The organism is Rhizobium anhuiense bv. trifolii, from assembly GCF_024346605.1.
In the GTDB taxonomy this organism is placed as follows: domain Bacteria; phylum Pseudomonadota; class Alphaproteobacteria; order Rhizobiales; family Rhizobiaceae; genus Rhizobium; species Rhizobium anhuiense.
On the sequence record NZ_CP098803.1, the window covers coordinates 421,932 to 438,989 of the forward strand.

The window sequence follows — 17,058 nt, forward strand, 5'->3', positions numbered from 1 at the left end:
CCGGTGACCACGTCATTGTTTTTGCCGGCCAGCGCCGCCCGCTGCCCGGGACTGACCGCCAATACGGTACTGTTCGAGCATCTTTGCGCGCTTCACTACACCCTCACCCGCCTGCCCTGCAAGCACTGCGGCATGGATAAAAGCATTCTGGCCCATCAGGCCTTCCATTTCGCTCTCCGAGAAGAGACGGAAGGAAGGTATCTCCTCCTCGGTCTCCATTCCGAGGTGCCAGGCCTTGCGGGCCTGGTCGATTTTCCGGACGCCGTCGTCCGCTGCGTCAGTCGAGTGGAACACCGCAAGCGCTGCTCCGCTTCTGACCGCGGCATCCACTTTCGCGGACCCGCTGACGAACTGGCCGGCTTTCCGCGCCATGTTCATCATCTGCATCAATTGCGCCGCGAGCAGCCGATCGACGCTCGCGCCGAGATCGTCCGCCGCCTTCACATCCATTTTCAGTGCGCGGGCGAAGAGCTTCTTCGCCACCGCCCGGTCGACCAGCGACCGGTCGATCTTCACCCAGCATCCGCGTCCCGGAAGCTCGCGCTTCAGGTCGGCGACAATAGTTCCATCGGGAGCGGCAACGAAGCGGATCAACTCTTCCGGCGATCCGCTTTCGCGCGTCACGATGCACATGCGTCCGTTCACGTCATAACCTGCAAGATCGTCGTCCTCATCAGGGAGAGCGTCCGGCTCATGCACGGTCATCATGCTTCTTGTTCGGCTTCGGTGACCTCTTCTTCGGTCCCCTTCGCCAGGTCCTCTTCGGTAATCCAGCCGGCCGAGAGGCGGGCCTGGACGATCATCTGTTCCGCCTCGACGCGCGAGACGTCGAATTTCGAGAACAGACCCTCGAACTTCTTCGTTTCGCCGTTCTTGCGTTCCGTCCAGCCGACGAGATCGTCGGCCGCACAACCGGCAAAGTCCTCGATCGTCTTGATGCCGTCTTCGCCGAGCGCCACCATCATCTGGGCGGTCATGCCGTCGATTTCACGCAGCTCGTCCTGGACGCCGAGCGCCTTGCGCTTCTCGTCCATCTCGGCTTCGAGACGCTCGAGGAATTCGCGGGCGCGCTGCTGGATTTCCTGCGCCGTCTCCTCGTCGAAACCGTCGATCGAGGAGATTTCGTCGAGATCGACATAGGCCAGTTCTTCAACCGCGGCAAAACCTTCGGAGGCCAGAACCTGGCCGACCATCTCGTCGACGTCGAGCGAATCCATGAACAGGTTGGTGCGCTCGTTGAATTCCTTCTGGCGGCGTTCCGATTCCTCGGCCTCCGTCATGATGTCGATGTCCCAGCCGGTCAGCTGCGAGGCGAGCCGGACGTTCTGGCCGCGGCGGCCGATCGCAAGCGACAGCTGCTCGTCGGGAACGACGACTTCGATGCGCTCGGCATCCTCGTCGAGAACGACCTTGGCGACTTCGGCCGGCTGCAGGGCGTTGACGACGAAGGTCGCCGGGTCCTGGCTCCACGGAATGATATCGATCTTCTCACCCTGGAGCTCGCCGACGACGGCCTGGACGCGCGAACCGCGCATACCGACGCAGGCGCCGACCGGATCGATCGAGCTGTCGTTCGAGATCACCGCGATCTTGGCGCGCGAACCCGGATCGCGGGCGACCGACTTCACCTGGATGATACCGTCGTAGATTTCTGGCACTTCCATGGTGAACAGCTTCACCATGAACTGCGGATGCGTGCGCGACAGGAAGATCTGCGGGCCGCGCTGCTCGCGACGGACATCATAGACATAGGCACGGACGCGATCGCCATAGCGCACGTTTTCGCGCGGGATCATTTCGTCGCGGCGGATGATACCTTCGCCGCGGCCGAGATCGACGATGACGTTGCCATATTCGACGCGCTTGACGGTACCGTTTACGATTTCGCCGACGCGATCCTTGAATTCGTCGAACTGGCGGTCGCGCTCGGCTTCACGCACCTTCTGCACGATCACCTGCTTGGCGGACTGGGCGGCAATGCGGCCGAAATCCATCGGCGGCAGCGGGTCGGCGATGAAGTCGCCGAGTGCGGCGTCCGGATTGCGGTCGCGGGCCAGCTCCAGCGGGATCTGCGTCGAATAATCCTCGGCCTTGTCGACGACTTCGAGCAGGCGCTGCAGGCGGATTTCGCCGGTCTTCGGATTGATGTCGGCCCGGATGTTGGACTCGGTGCCGTAACGGGAGCGTGCCGCCTTCTGGATAGCGTCGGCCATTGCGGCCAGCACGATCTCGCGGTCGATGACCTTTTCGCGCGCCACTGCATCTGCGATCTGCAGAAGTTCGAGCCGGTTCGCACTGACTGCCATTGTCTTGTTTCTCCGTCTTTACTCCAGGGTTCCCGTCCCTGGAGCGGTCTGTTGATCGGTTATTCTTGGTCGTCCGCTTCGTTCTGGTTGGCGGCCTGTGCTTTTGCCAGCTTGTCGGCGCGCAACGCATCGCGGATCAGGTCGTCGGTCAGAATGAGCTTCGCATCGCTGAGCGCCGTAAAGGGAATGGTGACCTTCTGCTCTTCCCCATAGGCGACCTGGTCACGCTCGAGCGTGAAACCATCTGCGCCTGCTTCGACGATCTTGCCGCGGAAGCGCTTGCGATTGTCGATCAAGATCGACGTCTCGCATTTCACAAGGTGGCCCTGCCAGCGGACGAAATCGGATTTCCGCACCATCGGACGATCGATGCCGGGCGAAGACACCTCGAGATGATACTCTTTATCGATCGGATCTTCCACATCGAGGACGGGAGAAATCGCCATCGAGATTTCTTCGCAGTCCTGAACCGTCATCGTGCCGTCGTTGCGTTCGGCCATGACCTGCATCGTCGCGCCGTTCTGGTTCAGCATGCGGACGCGGATAAGCCGGAAGCCCAGGCCGACGAGGACGGGTTCGATGATATCGGCAAGACGCTGGTCGAGCCCGGTTTCGGTAATCAGCCGCGGCTCAAGTTCGTTGTCTGCGTTTGTCATGTCCGACAAGCGGTGCGCTCCTCGCAATTTCAAGCTGTTCGGGCGATCGCGCTAATAAAAAAGAGCGGGTCCTTGCGGCCCACTCTTCATCAAGCGATCAAGAATTTGAGAGGCATATAGTCGGGTTTTTCCGAAATTGCAAGGTCCGCGACCGATTCCGCCAATTCGCTTGCCGCGCGTGAACAGGCCTATGGCCAGCGCCGGTCTTGCGCATATATTGCCGCTGGGGCGCAATAACAAAAGCGGGAGAAATCGTGGCCTACACTTCCTCGACATTGGCGCTTTTGCGGCACGATACCTACCGCACCATCTGGTTCGCGAGCCTTTCCTCGAATTTCGGCGGCCTGATCCAGGCGGTGGGCGCTGCCTGGATGATGACGACCATTACCGCCTCGGAGGACATGGTCGCGCTGGTGCAGACCTCGACGGCGCTACCGATCATGCTGTTTTCGCTGATATCGGGCGCGCTGGCCGATAATTATGACCGTCGCCGGGTCATGCTGACGGCGCAATGCATGATGCTCACGGTTTCGGCGCTGCTGACGGCCTCGGCCCTTCTCGGCTGGATCACACCCTGGCTGCTGCTCTTCTTCACCTTCCTGATCGGCTGCGGCACGGCGCTCAACAATCCCTCCTGGCAGGCCTCGGTCGGTGACATGGTGCCGCGCGCCGATCTGCCGGGCGCCGTCACCCTGAACAGCATGGGCTTCAACATCACCCGCAGTGTCGGCCCGGCGATCGGCGGCGTCATCGTCGCCGCTGCCGGCGCGGCCGCGGCCTTTGCGGTGAACACGGTGAGTTACTTCGCCTTGATCTATGCCCTGCTGCGCTGGCGGCCGGCCACGCCGGTCTCGACCCTGCCGCGGGAGGCGCTCGGCAGCGCCATCTTTGCCGGCCTGCGCTATATTTCGATGTCGCCCAATCTCGAAAAGGTCCTCGTCAGGGGCCTGCTTTTCGGCATCGGCGCCAGCTCGATCCTGGCGCTGCTGCCGGTCGTCGCCCTCGATCTCGTTGCCGGCGGGCCGCTGACCTATGGTTTCATGCTCGGCGCTTTCGGCATCGGCGCGATCGGCGGCGCGGTGATGAATGCGAGGCTTCGCCAGATGCTTTCCAGCGAGACGATCATCCGCCTGGCCTTTGCCGGCTTCGCGATGAGCGCCGTCATCGCCGCCGTGAGCCCGAGTGCCGTCCTCACCTCCGCCGGGCTGCTCGTCTCCGGCGCCTGCTGGGTCTCCGCACTTTCGCTGTTCAACACCATCGTCCAACTTTCGACGCCGCGCTGGGTGGTCGGCCGGGCGCTGTCGCTCTACCAGACCGTCACCTTCGGCGGCATTGCCGGCGGCAGCTGGCTGTGGGGCGTTGCCGCCGATCGTTATGGCGTTGCCGATGCGCTGCTGATGTCATCGGTCGTCATGCTGCTCGGCATCGCGATCGGCCTGCGTTTTTCCATGCCGGCCTTCGCTTCGCTCAACCTCGATCCGCTGAACCGCTTCATCGAGCCGGCCCTCAGCCTCGACATCACGCCGCGCAGTGGCCCGATCGTCATCCTTGTCGACTACGAGATCGCCGATACCGACCTTGCCGAATTCATGACGCTGATGGGTGAGCGCCGCCGCATCCGCATCCGCGACGGCGCCCGCAACTGGGCGCTGATGCGCGATCTCGAAAATCCCGGGCTCTGGACGGAGACCTACCATACGTCGACCTGGGTCGAATATATAAGACACAACCAGCGGCGCACGCAGGCCGATGCCGAAAACATCGACAGGCTTCGCGCGCTTCACCGCGGCGAAGGTTTGCCGCATGTTCACCGCATGATCGAACGCCAGGCTATTCCGCCTGATAACGACGTCTTCCACAAGGCGCCGATCGATCTGCATCATTGAGATCGGCCATGTATAGGTTCAGGCTCGCCCGCCAATCCGATCTTGCCGCCATCGTCCGGCTTCTGGCCGATGACGATCTCGGCGGCGCCAGGGAGATCGTTACCGATCCCGTCGACGCACGGTATCTCTCGGCCTTCGCGGCGATCGAGGCGGACGCCAATCAGCTGCTGGCCGTCGCAACCGACGCGGCCGATCGTGTCGTCGGCTGCCTGCAGCTGAGCTTTCTTCCCGGCCTTTCGAGAACAGGCATGTGGCGCGGTCAGATCGAAAGCGTGCGTGTTGCCAGCGACCTTCGCGGCTCGGGCCTCGGCTCTGAATTCATCGCATGGGCGATCGCCCAATGCGTCGAGCGTGGCTGCGGCCTCGTGCAGCTGACATCGGACAAGACGCGGGCGGATTCGATCCGCTTCTACGAGAAGCTCGGTTTTGTGGCCAGCCATGAAGGGCTGAAGCGCAGTCTCTGAAGCCGGTTACTTCAGCTTGCCCTTCATCGTCGCTTCGGGAAAACATGTCGGCTTCATGCCGTTCTTGGCCTGCCACTGGCCGATCGAACGCCGCGTCTTGTAGCCTGGCAGACCATCGGAACCGCCGACATCATAGCCCTGCCGTTCCAGCGCCCTCTGCATGGCGGCGACATCCGAGCGCAACATCTTGCCGACATCGCCCCATCTGCCCTCAAAGGCGCCGCCATTATAGGCGATCCGATCGGCGAGATTGCCGATATAGAGCGCGTAGAGATCGGAATTATTATATTCCTTGATGATGTAGAAATTCGGCGTGACGATGAATTCCGGCCCGTCGCGGCCGGCCGGCACCAGCATCATGCCTTCAGCCTTCATCTCGCTGGAGGGAAACCCCTTGCCGGAGATGCGGTCGATGCCGAGCGAGGCCCAGTGCGACAGCGGCTTTGCCAGATCGGGCCCCTCCTGCGCGCAGGAAACCGCCTCCGGGATCGACACCTCGAAGCCCCAGTCGCGGTCGCGCTGCCAGCCCTTCTTGACCAGGAAATTGGCGATCGAGGCGAGCGTATCGGGCACCGAGGTCCAGATGTTGCGATGGCCGTCGCCATCGAAATCCACGGCATATTTCAGATAGCTGGTCGGCATGAATTGCGGCTGGCCGAGTGCGCCCGCCCACGACCCCTTGAAATCGGCCGGTGCGACATCACCGCCATCGAGAATATGGAGTGCGGCCACCAGCTCGGTACGGAACATCTCCTTGCGCGTTGACATGAAGGCCTTGGTCGCCAACACCTCGATTGCCGAGTTCGGGATCTTCGCCGCACCGAAGCCTGTCTCCCGGCCCCAGATGGCCAGCACGATCGAGCCGGGCACGCCATAGGTCTTCTCGATGCGTTTCAGCGTCGAATCATATTGCGCCGTAAAGCCGCGCCCCGTTGCGGCAAGCTTCTTCAGCCGGTCCTCGTTGAAATAGGGACCGGGCGAGGAAAATTCGGCCTGCGTCTGCTTCTGCTCCTTCGGCGGCGGGAAGCCCGGCGGGGCAAGATCGGGCAGGTTCCAGTTCAGCGTGATGCCGGAAAAGGCAGCCTGGAAGGTCTTCTCGGAAATCCCGCCCGCCTTCGCTTCCGGCCAGAGGTCTTTCCGTACCCATGTCTCGAACTGCGCTTCGACATCGGCTTTCGAAGGGGCTGCGAGGGCGGAGAGGGGGAGGAGGGCGGTCGCTAGGGCGAGTGCGAATAGCCGCCGTGGAACTTCTTTCGGCATAGGCAAACCCCTCATATCACTGTCCGCGCCCGAAGGGCCGCCGCGAGTGTTCCCTCGTCGAGATAGTCGAGTTCGCCGCCAACCGGCACGCCATGCGCCAGCCGGGTGATCTTCACGTCCAGCCCCTGCAGCTGGTCGGTGATATAATGCGCCGTCGTCTGCCCCTCGACGGTGGCGTTGACGGCGATGATCAGCTCGCGGATACCGCCTTCGCCGACCCGGTCGATCAGCCCGCGAATGTTGAGATCGTCGGGCCCGACCCCGTCGAGCGGTGACAGCGTGCCGCCGAGGACGTGATAGGCGGCGTTCATCGCGCCCGCGCGCTCCAGCGCCCAGAGATCCGATACGTCCTCGACGACGATGATGACGGATTGATCGCGCTGCGTGTCGGTGCAGACGGTGCAGGGATCGACCGTATCGACGTTGCCGCAGCGCGAGCAAATCTTCACCTTGTCATAGGCCTCGCCCATCGCATTCGACAGCGGGCCGAGCAACTGGTCCTTCTTCTTGATCAGATGCAGTGCCGCCCGGCGCGCCGAGCGCGGCCCGAGGCCCGGCACCTTCGCCAGAAGCTGGATGAGTTTTTCGATTTCGGGGCCGGTGACTCGTTTTGCCATGCGCCGTTCTTAACTGATATGGAACGGAAACGGAATCGCGGAAGGATTGGCCATCCCATGAAAATCCTGGCGCTGTGCACCGGCAATCCGGAAAGACTGCCGGGCAAGAGCTACAAGACCGGCATCTTCAAACATGCCGTCAACGGCGCGGTGATGATCGATGCCGAAGGTCTGGTCGGCGATGCCATCTGCAACCGCAAACACCATGGCGGTGTCGATCAGGCTGTTTATGTCGAGGGATCGCTGACGCTCGACTGGTGGAGCAGCGAGCTCGGTCGGCCATACGAGCCCGGCACTTTCGGCGAAAACATGGTGATCTCGGATCTCGACAATCGCGATGTCGCCGTCGGTGACCGCTTCGTGATCGGCGCTCTCGTCCTCGAAGTCACCGCGTGCCGCATCCCCTGCGCCACGTTTGCCGCCAGGATGGCCGATCCGAAATTCGTCAAACGTTATACCGCCGCCGCCCGTCCCGGCATCTATTGCCGTGTCATCCGGAGCGGCGTGGCCAAGGCCGGAATGTCGGTGGAATGCACGCCCTTTCACGGAGCCAAGATCACCATGCCGGAGCTGATGGAGACTTTCGGTCGACGGCTTCGGGCGGCAGATCGGGCGCGATATCTCGCCGCCCCAATTCACTACAAACTGCGGGCTATGTTGGAATCCGAGAGCGACGAAGCGCGCTAGATCGGACTTTGGGCCTTGAATAGGTGCGCCCGTCTCAGAACGGCAGCTTGAAGCCCGGCGGGATCGGAAGGCCGGCGGTCAGCGCCTTGGTCTTTTCGGCGGCGAGCGCCTCGGCCTTGTCCTTGGCGTCCTTGTGAGCGGCGACGATCAGGTCCTCGAGGATCTCGACATCGTCTTCCTTGAACAGCGACGGGTCGATCTTCAGGCTCTTCAGCTCGCCCTTGCCTGACATGACGACGGCGACGAGGCCGCCGCCCGCCTTGCCTTCGGCCGTGAGCTCGGCGATCTCCGCCTGCATCTGCTCCATCTTGGCCTGCATTTCCTTGACTTTGCCCATCATGCCCATGATGTCGCGCATCGTCTCGCTCCTTGTTGAACTTTTAGAATTCTATGTCGTCGCCGGGCAGGATGTCACCTTCCTCGGATTCGGCGGCAGCCGGCGGCGTCGCCTCGCCTTCCTGGTCCGGTTCGGGCGCCCGCACGCGCACGTCGATGATCTTGGCGCCCGGAAAATGCGCCAGGATCGCCGCGACATCGGGATCTTGACGCGCATCGCTGACGCGCTGTTCCTGCGCCTTGGCTTCCGCCTCCACCATCGTCGGCCCGCCCTCTTCGCGGCTGGTGCTGACGATCCAGTGGATTCCGGTCCATTCCTTGAGCTTGACGGCGAGTTCGTTAAGCAGCGTGTTCGGGGCACCCTCGGTGAGGTTCACGTCCAGCCGGCCCGGCTCGAGCCGCACCGGCCGCACGAAGTTGCGCACCAGTGCTTTCAATTTGACATCGCGCTTCTCGCCCGCGAGGTCGACGATGTCGCCGATCGAATTGACACGCACGAGCGGCTTCGGAGCCTCTGCAGGCTTTGCCTCGGTACGGCCGATATTCTGCGGTTCGGGATTGGGCACGGCGCGCAGCATCGCCGTCGGCCCTGAGGGTAGTGGCCGTGGTGTCGGCTCGGGTGCGCGCGCCGCGACACTGCTCTGATAGGGGACCCGCGTTCCGCTGCCGCCGCCGTTGCCGGAAGGCGAAGGGGAGGGCCGCGGACCGGCATTGTCGCCGGAAAATTCGGCAAGCCGCCGCGCCGCATCCTCGGGCGCTGGCAGGTGTGCGGCATGTGCAAGTCGGATCAGCACCATCTCGGCTGCTCCTGCCGTCCGCGACGAGCCTTCCGTTTCCGGAATGCCCTTCAGCAGCATCTGCCAGATGCGCGACAGCGTCGTCACCGCAACACCCTTGGCGAATTCCGCCGCCTTGGTGCGTTCGATCTCGCTGAGCGACGGGTCGTTTGCCGCATCCGGCACATATTTCAGCCGCGTCACCAGATGGGTGAAATCGGCAAGGTCGGTCAGCACCACCACCGGATTGGCGCCGGCCTCGTACTGGCTCTGGAACTCGCCGAGTGCGGCGGCCACGTCGCCTTTGATGACGTGCTGGAAGAGATCGACGATCCGGGCACGGTCGGCAAGTCCGAGCATGCCGCGCACGGCTTCCGCCTGCACGGCGCCGGCGCCATGGGCGATCGCCTGGTCAAGCAGCGACAGGCCGTCGCGCGCTGAGCCTTCGGCAGCACGCGCAATCATCGCCAGCGCGTCCGCTTCCGCCTCGATGCCTTCCTTGGCGGCGATAGTTGAAAACAGCCCGACAAGATCGGAGGCGCTGATGCGGCGCAGGTCGAAGCGCTGGCAGCGCGACAGCACGGTGATCGGCACCTTGCGGATCTCGGTGGTGGCGAAGATGAATTTCACATGCTCCGGCGGCTCTTCGAGCGTCTTCAACAGGCCGTTGAAGGCCTGCGTCGACAGCATGTGCACTTCGTCGATGATATAGACCTTGTAGCGAGCCGAAACCGGTCGGTAGCGCACCTGCTCGATGATCTCTCTTATATCGTCGATACCGGTATGGGAGGCGGCATCCATCTCGATCACGTCGACATGCCGGCCTTCCATGATTGCCTGGCAGTGTTCGCCGGGCACGCGCAGATCGATCGTCGGCTTGTCGATGTCGGCTGTCTTGTAGTTCAGCGCCCGCGCCAGGATGCGCGCCGTCGTCGTCTTGCCGACGCCGCGCACGCCGGTCAGCATGTAAGCCTGGGCGATGCGGCCGGTTTCGAAGGCATTGGTGAGGGTGCGGACCATCGGCTCCTGGCCGACCATCAGGTCCGTGAAATCCTTGGGGCGGTATTTGCGAGCCAGCACCCGGTACCCGGTGCCCGTCGAGGCGGCATCTTTTGATTGTCGCTCGGTGTCGCTCATCGCCCTGCTTGTCGCCCGGATCGTCGGGCACTTCGTGGAGAGAAGGTGGGAGGCTGGCACGATGACCCGTGCCGGGCTCGTTAGGGCTGCTTCCTTCCGGACCTGACCCGGTTGGCGAGTGGCTCGTCCACCACCAACCTCCCGGATGCACATATCGGCAATATCGTCATCAAAAGCAAGCCAACATGCAAAAAAACTGCTAGTCGTTGGAAAACATGAGGAGAATGCCCTTTGAACGGTTTCGTGCTCGACCCCCGGCTGGAAAACGATAGCGTCAGCATCATGGTTACCGGTCTCTGCGATCTGAGATTGTCGAGGGATGCCCGCTGGCCCTGGCTCATTCTTGTGCCGCGCCGGGCCGATATCACCGAAATCTTCGAACTGACGCCGCTCGACCAGGTGCTGCTCGCCTTCGAGACGGAACTGGTCTCCAAAGCCCTGAAGGAGATCACCGGCGCGACAAAAATCAATGTCGGGGCTCTTGGCAATATCGTCCGCCAGCTTCATGTTCATGTCATTGCCCGCTTCGTAGGCGATGCCAACTGGCCGGGTCCCGTCTGGGGCTTCGGGCGCGCGGAACCCTACGAAGACGGAAAGAGAGATGAATTCACAGTGAAGCTGCGGGAAGCCCTTTCATCATGAGTCATTCGCTTTTCGATTCGGATGTGCCGCATCCGGAACCCAGCAATCTCACGGCCTTTGCCGCCAATGACCTCAATCGCGATTCCGAGCATCGCGACGAACAGTCCGTCGAAAAGGCGCTGGCCAAGGACGGCACCCATATCTTCGCCTTCGCCGGGGATAAGCTGGTGCTGAAGCATGACGGCCAGGTGCTTGATCCGCTCTTTGCCCGCTATGAGCTCCAGGAATTGCAGCCGGATTGGGATGAGACGGTGCTTCTCGGTTATCGTAAATCAGGCGAGCCGCGCCTTGCCGTTCCCGTCGGCATCGGCGTCGACGACCTCACCAGCCAATACAAGCCCGCCGATGGTCGCACGCTGTTTCGCGAAATGCTGATCGACGAGGTGTTGCTCGGCGAATTCGCCCAGGCCGCCAGCCTCATCCGCTGGAATGGCGACAACCGCTTCTGCGGCCGCTGCGGCTCGGCGATGGAGATCCACATCGGCGGCTACAAGCGTGTCTGCGCCGCCTGCCAACACATGATCTTTCCCCGCACCGATCCCGTCGTCATCATGCTGACGATCGACGAGAAACGCGACCTCTGCCTGCTCGGCCGCAGCCCGCATTTCGCGCCCGGCATGTATTCCTGCCTTGCCGGCTTCGTCGAACCCGGCGAGACCATCGAGAATGCCGTGCGTCGCGAAACGCTGGAAGAATCCGGCATCCGCACCGGCCGCATCCGCTACCACGCCTCGCAGCCCTGGCCGATGCCGCATTCCCTGATGATCGGCTGTTACGCCGAGGCGAAATCCACCGAAATCAACCGCGACGAGACGGAACTCGAGGATTGCCGCTGGTTCACCCGCGAGGAAACGATCGAGATGCTGGAACGCCCGAGCGCGACAGGCAAGGCCTCGCCGCCGAAAGGGGCGATCGCCCACCGCCTGATGCGCGACTGGGTGGAGTGGAAGCGCTAGCGTCATGCCGGTCGCCCGCTCGGAACGGCTGCTGACGCTGCTGCAGACGCTCCGGCGTTACCGCCGGCCGGTGACCGGCACGGTGCTGGCTGAGGAGACCGGCGTCAGCCTGCGCACGCTGTATCGCGATATTGCCAGCCTGCAGGCGCAGGGCGCGATGATCGAAGGCGAAGCCGGCATCGGTTATGTGCTGAAGCCGGGGTTCATGCTGCCGCCGATGATGTTTTCAGAAGAAGAGCTGGAGGCATTGGTGCTTGGCTCGCGCTGGGTGGCTCGCGCCGCCGAGCCGCGCCTTGCCGGCGCCGGCGCCGACGCGCTGGCCAAGATTGCCGCCGTGCTGCCGGCCGATATGCGGGAGATGATCGATTCGGCAGCCCTTTTCGTCGGCCCCAAACGCCGGGACGAGGACAAGGCCGATGTTTCGGCCATCCGCAAGGCGATCCGTCTGGAGCGCATCCTCGAACTGCATTATGGCGACGAGCAGGGCCGAATCTCGCGCCGTCGCGTCTGGCCTTTTGCGCTCGGTTATTTCGAGCATGTGCGTGTCCTCATGGCCTGGTGCGAACTGCGCCAGGATTTCCGCCATTTCCGCACCGACCGCATTATCGACATGGCGTTGCATGAGGTGCGTTATCCGCGCCGCCGCACGGTACTGCTCAAGGAGTGGCGTGAGACGCAGGACGTTCCGGTCGAGAACTAACGCTGCTGCCAGAAACTGTCAGTAGGCAGGGTTATTATGAGTACCATTCCACCAGGAAGGAGTACTGATCATGGTAACGCCTCCAGCCATTCATTTGACCAACGACCGCTTTACGGGCGACACCTTTGCCGATGTCATTTCGGCCGAAACTTTTGCCGATGTCCGCCAGTCGGCGCGCTCCGGCCTGCTGCATCTGGTCATCAATATTTTCAGGTTTCCCAAGGGGAACCGCACCAGCCTCGACCTTGAAGCAACGCCGGATTATCTAAAGCGCGACCTCGGCTTCATCGACGGACGCGGCCCGCACTGCGAGGACCGTTTCCCGCTTTAGGTCGCCTATCCCTTCCAACAATCTGCCTGACGAGAACGGGGCGTTGCGATCGCTACGCCCCGTCGCACCCTGCTGCCATGAATTGGCAGCAGGCGATCCCTCGCGGATTTATTTCACAACAACGGGAGAACCGAAATGACCAGCCCCAATCTCATAATCCTTTACGTCAAGGACCCGGCCGAAAGCGCCAGTTTCTACCGGAACCTCTTGAACCGCGAACCGGCCGTGGAAGCGCCGAATTTCGTCGCTTTTCCGCTCGAGGGCGGCTTCACGCTCGGCCTCTGGCGGCGCAGCAAGGTCGAGCCGCAGCCCTCCGCCATCGGCAACCGCGGCGAAGTGGCTTTCATGGTCGAGGGAGAAAATGCCGTCGCCAGGCACTATGAGGACTGGCGTCAACGCGGCCTGCCGATCGCCCAGGAACTGACCGAGCTGGATTTTGGCCCGACCTTCGTCGTGCTCGATCCTGACGGTCATCGCCTGCGCGTCTGTGAGCCGGATAAATAATCGCCGAATGACGAGGTCTGTTTAGGAACGGGGCCTGTTTAAAGCAGGCCTCGCATCGCGTGCCCCTTGTAGACGCCGAGAATCCTCACTTTCTCGGAGAAGAAGCGCAGTTCCTCCAATGCCCGGCGCACGTTCGGATCGTTCGGATGGCCTTCGATATCGGCGTAGAACTGCGTCGCCACGAATTTTCCGCCGAGCTGGTAGCTTTCCAACTTGGTCATATTGATATTGTTGGTGGCAAAACCGCCAAGCGCCTTATAGAGCGCGGCCGGAATGTTGCGGACGTTGAAGACGAAGGTGGTGACGACCTTTTCTTCCGCCGAATTCCGTTGTGCCCATTCTTCGTCACGGGACAGGATAACGAAACGGGTGACGTTGTTTTCAGTATCCTCGACATTCTCGGCGATGATCTCCAGACCGTAGAGATCGGCGGCAAGGCGCGGTGCCAAGGCGGCCATCGAGCGGTCGCCGGTTTCCCTCACGAGCTTTGCCGCCCCGGCCGTATCGCCGGCGATCACCGGCTTCCAGCCATTGGCGCGAACGATCTTGCGGCACTGGCCGAGCGCGTGGATATGGCTGTGCACCGTGCGGATCTCGTCCTTGGTCACCCCGGGCAGCACCATCAGCTGGAAACGGATCGGCATGAAATATTCGCCGATGATGTGCAGCCGCGATTCCGGCAGCAGATGGTGGATATCGGCGACGCGCCCGGCAATCGTGTTCTCGATCGGGATCATCCCGATGTCGGCGTCGCCGTTGTCGACCGCCGTGAACGCATCCTCGAAGGTCTGGCAGGGCAGCGGCTCCATGGTCGGAAACATGTCGCGGCTGGCCATGTCGGAATTGGCGCCGAACTCGCCCTGGAAGGCGATCCTGTTGGTCTTGATATTCATGATGGTTCCGTCAATTCGACTTTGCGGAGAGGATGCGCCGCGCTTTTTCGAGGTCGGCGGGAGTATCGACACCAAGCGGAACCGTGTCAACGATCTCGGCATCGATGCGCATGCCGGCCTCCAGTGCCCGCAATTGCTCCAGCGATTCGCGCTTTTCGAGCGTCGACGGACCGAGCGAGACGAATCGTTCGAGCGCTGCCCGCCGATAGGCATAAAGGCCGATATGGTGATAGAGAGGCCCCTGACCGTAAGGCGCGGTTGCCCGGGTGAAATAGAGCGCATGCAGACGGGCGTCGGAAAGCGGCGAGCCGACGATCTTGACGATGTGCGGCGCGGTCTTGTCCTCCTCATTGTCGATTATGGTCGTCAGCGTCCCGATATCGACCGCCTCGTTTTCGAGAGGGCGCAAGGCTGCGCGCACCGTTTCCGGATCGATCGTCGGCAGGTCGCCCTGGACGTTGACGATGATTTTCGCCTTTCCGTCCGGATCGACTTTCGTCAGCGCCTCGAAGATCCGATCGGAACCCGACTGATGATCCGTGCTGGTCATGACGACCTCGAAGCCGGCCGCGGCCACGGCATCGAACACTTGATCATCGTCGACGGCGACGACGACCCGGCCGATGGCCGCTTCCCTGGCGCGCAGCGCCACCTGAACGATCATCGGCAGGCCGCAAATATCGGCAAGCGGCTTGCCCGGAAGCCGAGTGGAGGCCATGCGCGCCGGGATCAATACGAGCACGCCGTCTAAATTTGAATCACTCATTGTTCGGGCCTTCTATTCCGGGCTGAAAAGTGTCAAAAAGTCTCACGCACAAGACCATTTAGACAGTTGCAACGATCCACCAAAAGACATAGGTTCCGCGCGATTTCAAGATGGTCCGGTTTATGGTCTGCCGGCTGCAAGGGGAGCATTGCAGATGAATTCATACGTCAATACGGCCGTGGGGGCGCTGCTCGGGACGATTTTCGTTCTGATGTCTGTCTCCATCGCGTCCGAAGGGATCTTCCATTCCGAAGCGCCGGAAAAGGAAGGTTTCGCGATCGTTGCCGAAGAGGCGCCCGCCGCTGGTGGTGAGGCTGCGCCTGCCGTTGCCGTTCCGATCGCGCAATTGCTCGCTTCTGCAGATGCCAAGGCCGGTGAAACGGTCTTCAAGAAGTGTCAGGCCTGTCATGACGGCACCAAAGGGGGACCGAACAAGGTCGGTCCCAACCTCTTTGGTGTCGTAGATCGCCCGATCGCCTCGCATGAAGGCTTCGCCTATTCCGCTCCCATGAAGGATTTCTCCAAGGGCGGCAGCGAGAAGTGGACTTTCGAATATCTCAACAAGTTCCTGCTGGCGCCGAAGAAGGACGTTCCCGGCACTGCGATGGGCTTCGCCGGTCTGGCGAAGGATCAGGATCGCGCCAACGTCATCCTCTACCTGCACACGCTGGCCGATTCGCCGGTGCCGCTGCCGGATCCGAAAACCGCGACGCAGTGACGCAGCAGGACAATCGCATGGTATGGAAGCCCGGCCCGCAAGCCGGGCTTTCGTTTTGCGGAGATCCGCCAAAGCAATTCCAGGAAAAGTGCGAAGCGGGTTCCCGGAATTGCGTCAAAACAAGAGGTTGGAGCGGTTCAGCGTTTCCATGAAAAGCTGAACCGCTCTAGGCGCCGAGGAAATAGGCCCAGAGCGAGACCGTGATGGCGCCGAGCGCCGTCGTCACCGTGATAGTCGAGGCGGCGAGGCTGTGACCGACGCCGAAGCGGTTGGCGATCAGCCAGGCGTTGACGCCCGTCGGTACGGAGGAAGTCAGCACGATCGCTGCCGTCCATTTGGGGCTGAGGCCGAGGAGATGGCTCGCCGCCCACACGCAACCGGGCAGCAGCAGCAGCTTGCATGTCGAGGTGACGCTGGCGATGCCGACATTGCCGGAGACGCCGTATTTCTCCAGCGCCATGCCGAGCGATATCAGCGCCGCCGGACCGGCGATGCCGGCGATCTGCCCGACGACCGATGCCACCGCCGTCGGCATGGTGAGACCGGAAAGATGCACGGCCATGCCGGCCGCAAGCCCGATCACCAGCGGGTTGCGCACGAGATTGATGGCGATCTGGCGTAGCACGAACATCATGCTGCGGTCGCTTTTGCCGTCGATCTTGCGCTCGGCATGCTCCATCAGCACCGTGCCCGCGACCATCATGACAGGCAGATGCACGGCAAGCAGGATCGACAGCGCCACCAGCCCCTCGTCGCCGACGGTACGCTCGACCAGCGGCAGTCCGATAAAGACATTGTTGGCGAAGGCCGAGGAAACGCCGGCCAAGACACCGATGCGTTCGTCGCGGCCGAAGAGCCGCGTGGCGGCGAGATGGCCGGCCGTCCAGGTGATGGCGACGCCGGAAAAATAGACGATCCAGAGCCGGAAGGGCGAGGCGCCATGAAAATCCGCCTCGGCGATGGTGCGAAAGAGCAGCAGCGGCACGGCGATCTTGAAGACGAATTCGCCGAGCGCATCGCCGACATTCGATGCCATCAGGCCGCTGCGGACGATCACCCAGCCGATGAGAATCAGGAGGAAGATGGGAAGGACGTCGAGAATGATGGCTGACATGAGGGAGGTTGCTCTGCGCGGGGAGTATCCGACATCTACAGCGTCGCGCGCTTTTCAGATGCGCAAAGGACACTGCAGCACTTTGAATTCCTGCATAATTCCGTAAAGCGGAATCGATTTACGGAATTATTGAGTACCAGCAAACTGTTTGGATTGAAAAGGCCATCACCGCCCGATCCGGCAGCCGGGGCACCCAAAGGCAAAAAAAGCGGGCTCAGCCCGCTTTTCCGCTCCGGCCCTGCCGGATATCCGGATCACAAAGCTGCCAGTTCATCCGTGGTCAGCATCGCGCCGGTAAGATCGAAGGGT

19 protein-coding genes and 1 other RNA gene are annotated in these 17,058 nt (G+C 62.1%); 9 read left to right on the forward strand and 11 right to left on the reverse strand.

The genetic code is table 11. The annotated features are described in order from the left end of the window. Positions 1–12 precede the first annotated feature (12 nt). The 3 genes from NE851_RS10605 to rimP are packed head-to-tail and all read right to left on the reverse strand — an operon-like array spanning position 13 to position 2,971. Positions 13–708, reverse strand: a complete 696-nt coding sequence (locus tag NE851_RS10605) for an RNA-binding protein (protein WP_127431377.1) — start codon at positions 706–708, stop codon at positions 13–15. Continuing rightward, a complete protein-coding gene (gene nusA / locus NE851_RS10610) occupies positions 705–2,306 on the reverse strand; it encodes a transcription termination factor NusA (RefSeq protein WP_047617359.1) in 1,602 nt (533 codons plus the stop codon). Before nusA ends, NE851_RS10605 begins: the two co-directional genes overlap by 4 nt. A gap of 59 nt (positions 2,307–2,365) precedes the next feature. Then, a complete protein-coding gene (gene rimP / locus NE851_RS10615) occupies positions 2,366–2,971 on the reverse strand; it encodes a ribosome maturation factor RimP (protein ID WP_047617361.1) in 606 nt (201 codons plus the stop codon). A gap of 197 nt (positions 2,972–3,168) precedes the next feature. On the opposite strand from rimP, the gene NE851_RS10620 reads away from it, so the two are divergent. Both NE851_RS10620 and NE851_RS10625 read left to right on the forward strand, forming a co-directional pair. Beyond that, positions 3,169–4,848, forward strand: coding sequence for an MFS transporter (locus tag NE851_RS10620; RefSeq protein ID WP_254960244.1), 1,680 nt, complete (start codon positions 3,169–3,171; stop codon positions 4,846–4,848). A gap of 8 nt (positions 4,849–4,856) precedes the next feature. Next, a complete protein-coding gene (locus NE851_RS10625; protein ID WP_047617364.1) occupies positions 4,857–5,312 on the forward strand; it encodes a GNAT family N-acetyltransferase in 456 nt (151 codons plus the stop codon). A 6-nt stretch (positions 5,313–5,318) separates the two neighbouring features. Here NE851_RS10625 and NE851_RS10630 read toward each other — a convergent pair whose 3' ends face one another. Continuing rightward, positions 5,319–6,572, reverse strand: a complete 1,254-nt coding sequence (locus tag NE851_RS10630; protein ID WP_097544482.1) for a lytic murein transglycosylase — start codon at positions 6,570–6,572, stop codon at positions 5,319–5,321. Between the two features lie 11 nt (positions 6,573–6,583). Continuing rightward, complete coding sequence (gene recR / locus NE851_RS10635) at positions 6,584–7,189, reverse strand: recombination mediator RecR (RefSeq protein WP_047617368.1); 606 nt, start codon at positions 7,187–7,189, stop codon at positions 6,584–6,586. A 57-nt stretch (positions 7,190–7,246) separates the two neighbouring features. On the opposite strand from recR, the gene NE851_RS10640 reads away from it, so the two are divergent. Beyond that, a complete protein-coding gene (locus NE851_RS10640; protein WP_174824510.1) occupies positions 7,247–7,876 on the forward strand; it encodes an MOSC domain-containing protein in 630 nt (209 codons plus the stop codon). A 34-nt stretch (positions 7,877–7,910) separates the two neighbouring features. Here NE851_RS10640 and NE851_RS10645 read toward each other — a convergent pair whose 3' ends face one another. From NE851_RS10645 to ffs, 3 genes are all read right to left on the reverse strand, one after another. Next, positions 7,911–8,234, reverse strand: a complete 324-nt coding sequence (locus NE851_RS10645) for a YbaB/EbfC family nucleoid-associated protein (RefSeq protein ID WP_063473528.1) — start codon at positions 8,232–8,234, stop codon at positions 7,911–7,913. Between the two features lie 22 nt (positions 8,235–8,256). Further along, positions 8,257–10,125: a DNA polymerase III subunit gamma/tau gene (locus tag NE851_RS10650; RefSeq protein WP_254960249.1), complete on the reverse strand. Its 1,869-nt coding sequence runs from the start codon at positions 10,123–10,125 to the stop codon at positions 8,257–8,259. A gap of 45 nt (positions 10,126–10,170) precedes the next feature. Next, positions 10,171–10,267: signal recognition particle sRNA small type (gene ffs / locus NE851_RS10655), an RNA gene on the reverse strand. Positions 10,268–10,356: 89 nt separating this feature from the next. On the opposite strand from ffs, the gene NE851_RS10660 reads away from it, so the two are divergent. The 5 genes from NE851_RS10660 to NE851_RS10680 all read left to right on the forward strand — a co-directional run bounded on the left by NE851_RS10660 (position 10,357) and on the right by NE851_RS10680 (position 13,258). Then, on the forward strand, positions 10,357–10,767 hold the full coding sequence (locus tag NE851_RS10660) for an HIT domain-containing protein (protein WP_047617373.1): 411 nt from the start codon (positions 10,357–10,359) through the stop codon (positions 10,765–10,767). After that, entirely contained in the window at positions 10,764–11,723 is a 960-nt protein-coding gene (gene nudC, locus NE851_RS10665) for an NAD(+) diphosphatase (protein WP_028755667.1), read from the forward strand. Before NE851_RS10660 ends, nudC begins: the two co-directional genes overlap by 4 nt. Positions 11,724–11,727: 4 nt before the next feature. After that, positions 11,728–12,423 carry a helix-turn-helix transcriptional regulator gene (locus tag NE851_RS10670; protein ID WP_028755668.1) on the forward strand — a complete coding sequence of 232 codons (696 nt, stop codon included), beginning with the start codon at positions 11,728–11,730 and terminating at the stop codon, positions 12,421–12,423. 70 nt (positions 12,424–12,493) lie between these two features. Continuing rightward, complete coding sequence (locus NE851_RS10675) at positions 12,494–12,754, forward strand: hypothetical protein (protein WP_028755669.1); 261 nt, start codon at positions 12,494–12,496, stop codon at positions 12,752–12,754. A 135-nt stretch (positions 12,755–12,889) separates the two neighbouring features. Further along, positions 12,890–13,258: a VOC family protein gene (locus NE851_RS10680; RefSeq protein WP_017962745.1), complete on the forward strand. Its 369-nt coding sequence runs from the start codon at positions 12,890–12,892 to the stop codon at positions 13,256–13,258. Positions 13,259–13,296: 38 nt separating this feature from the next. Here NE851_RS10680 and NE851_RS10685 read toward each other — a convergent pair whose 3' ends face one another. Beyond that, a complete protein-coding gene (locus tag NE851_RS10685; RefSeq protein WP_097544478.1) occupies positions 13,297–14,151 on the reverse strand; it encodes a prephenate dehydratase in 855 nt (284 codons plus the stop codon). A 10-nt stretch (positions 14,152–14,161) separates the two neighbouring features. After that, entirely contained in the window at positions 14,162–14,917 is a 756-nt protein-coding gene (locus NE851_RS10690; RefSeq protein WP_028755671.1) for a 3-deoxy-manno-octulosonate cytidylyltransferase, read from the reverse strand. A gap of 154 nt (positions 14,918–15,071) precedes the next feature. Between NE851_RS10690 and NE851_RS10695 the strand changes: the two genes are divergently transcribed. Beyond that, entirely contained in the window at positions 15,072–15,635 is a 564-nt protein-coding gene (locus NE851_RS10695) for a c-type cytochrome (protein WP_028755672.1), read from the forward strand. Between the two features lie 166 nt (positions 15,636–15,801). Here the strand turns inward: NE851_RS10695 and NE851_RS10700 are convergent, their stop codons facing one another. Then, entirely contained in the window at positions 15,802–16,749 is a 948-nt protein-coding gene (locus NE851_RS10700) for an AEC family transporter (RefSeq protein WP_254960259.1), read from the reverse strand. Positions 16,750–17,058: the final 309 nt, after the last annotated feature.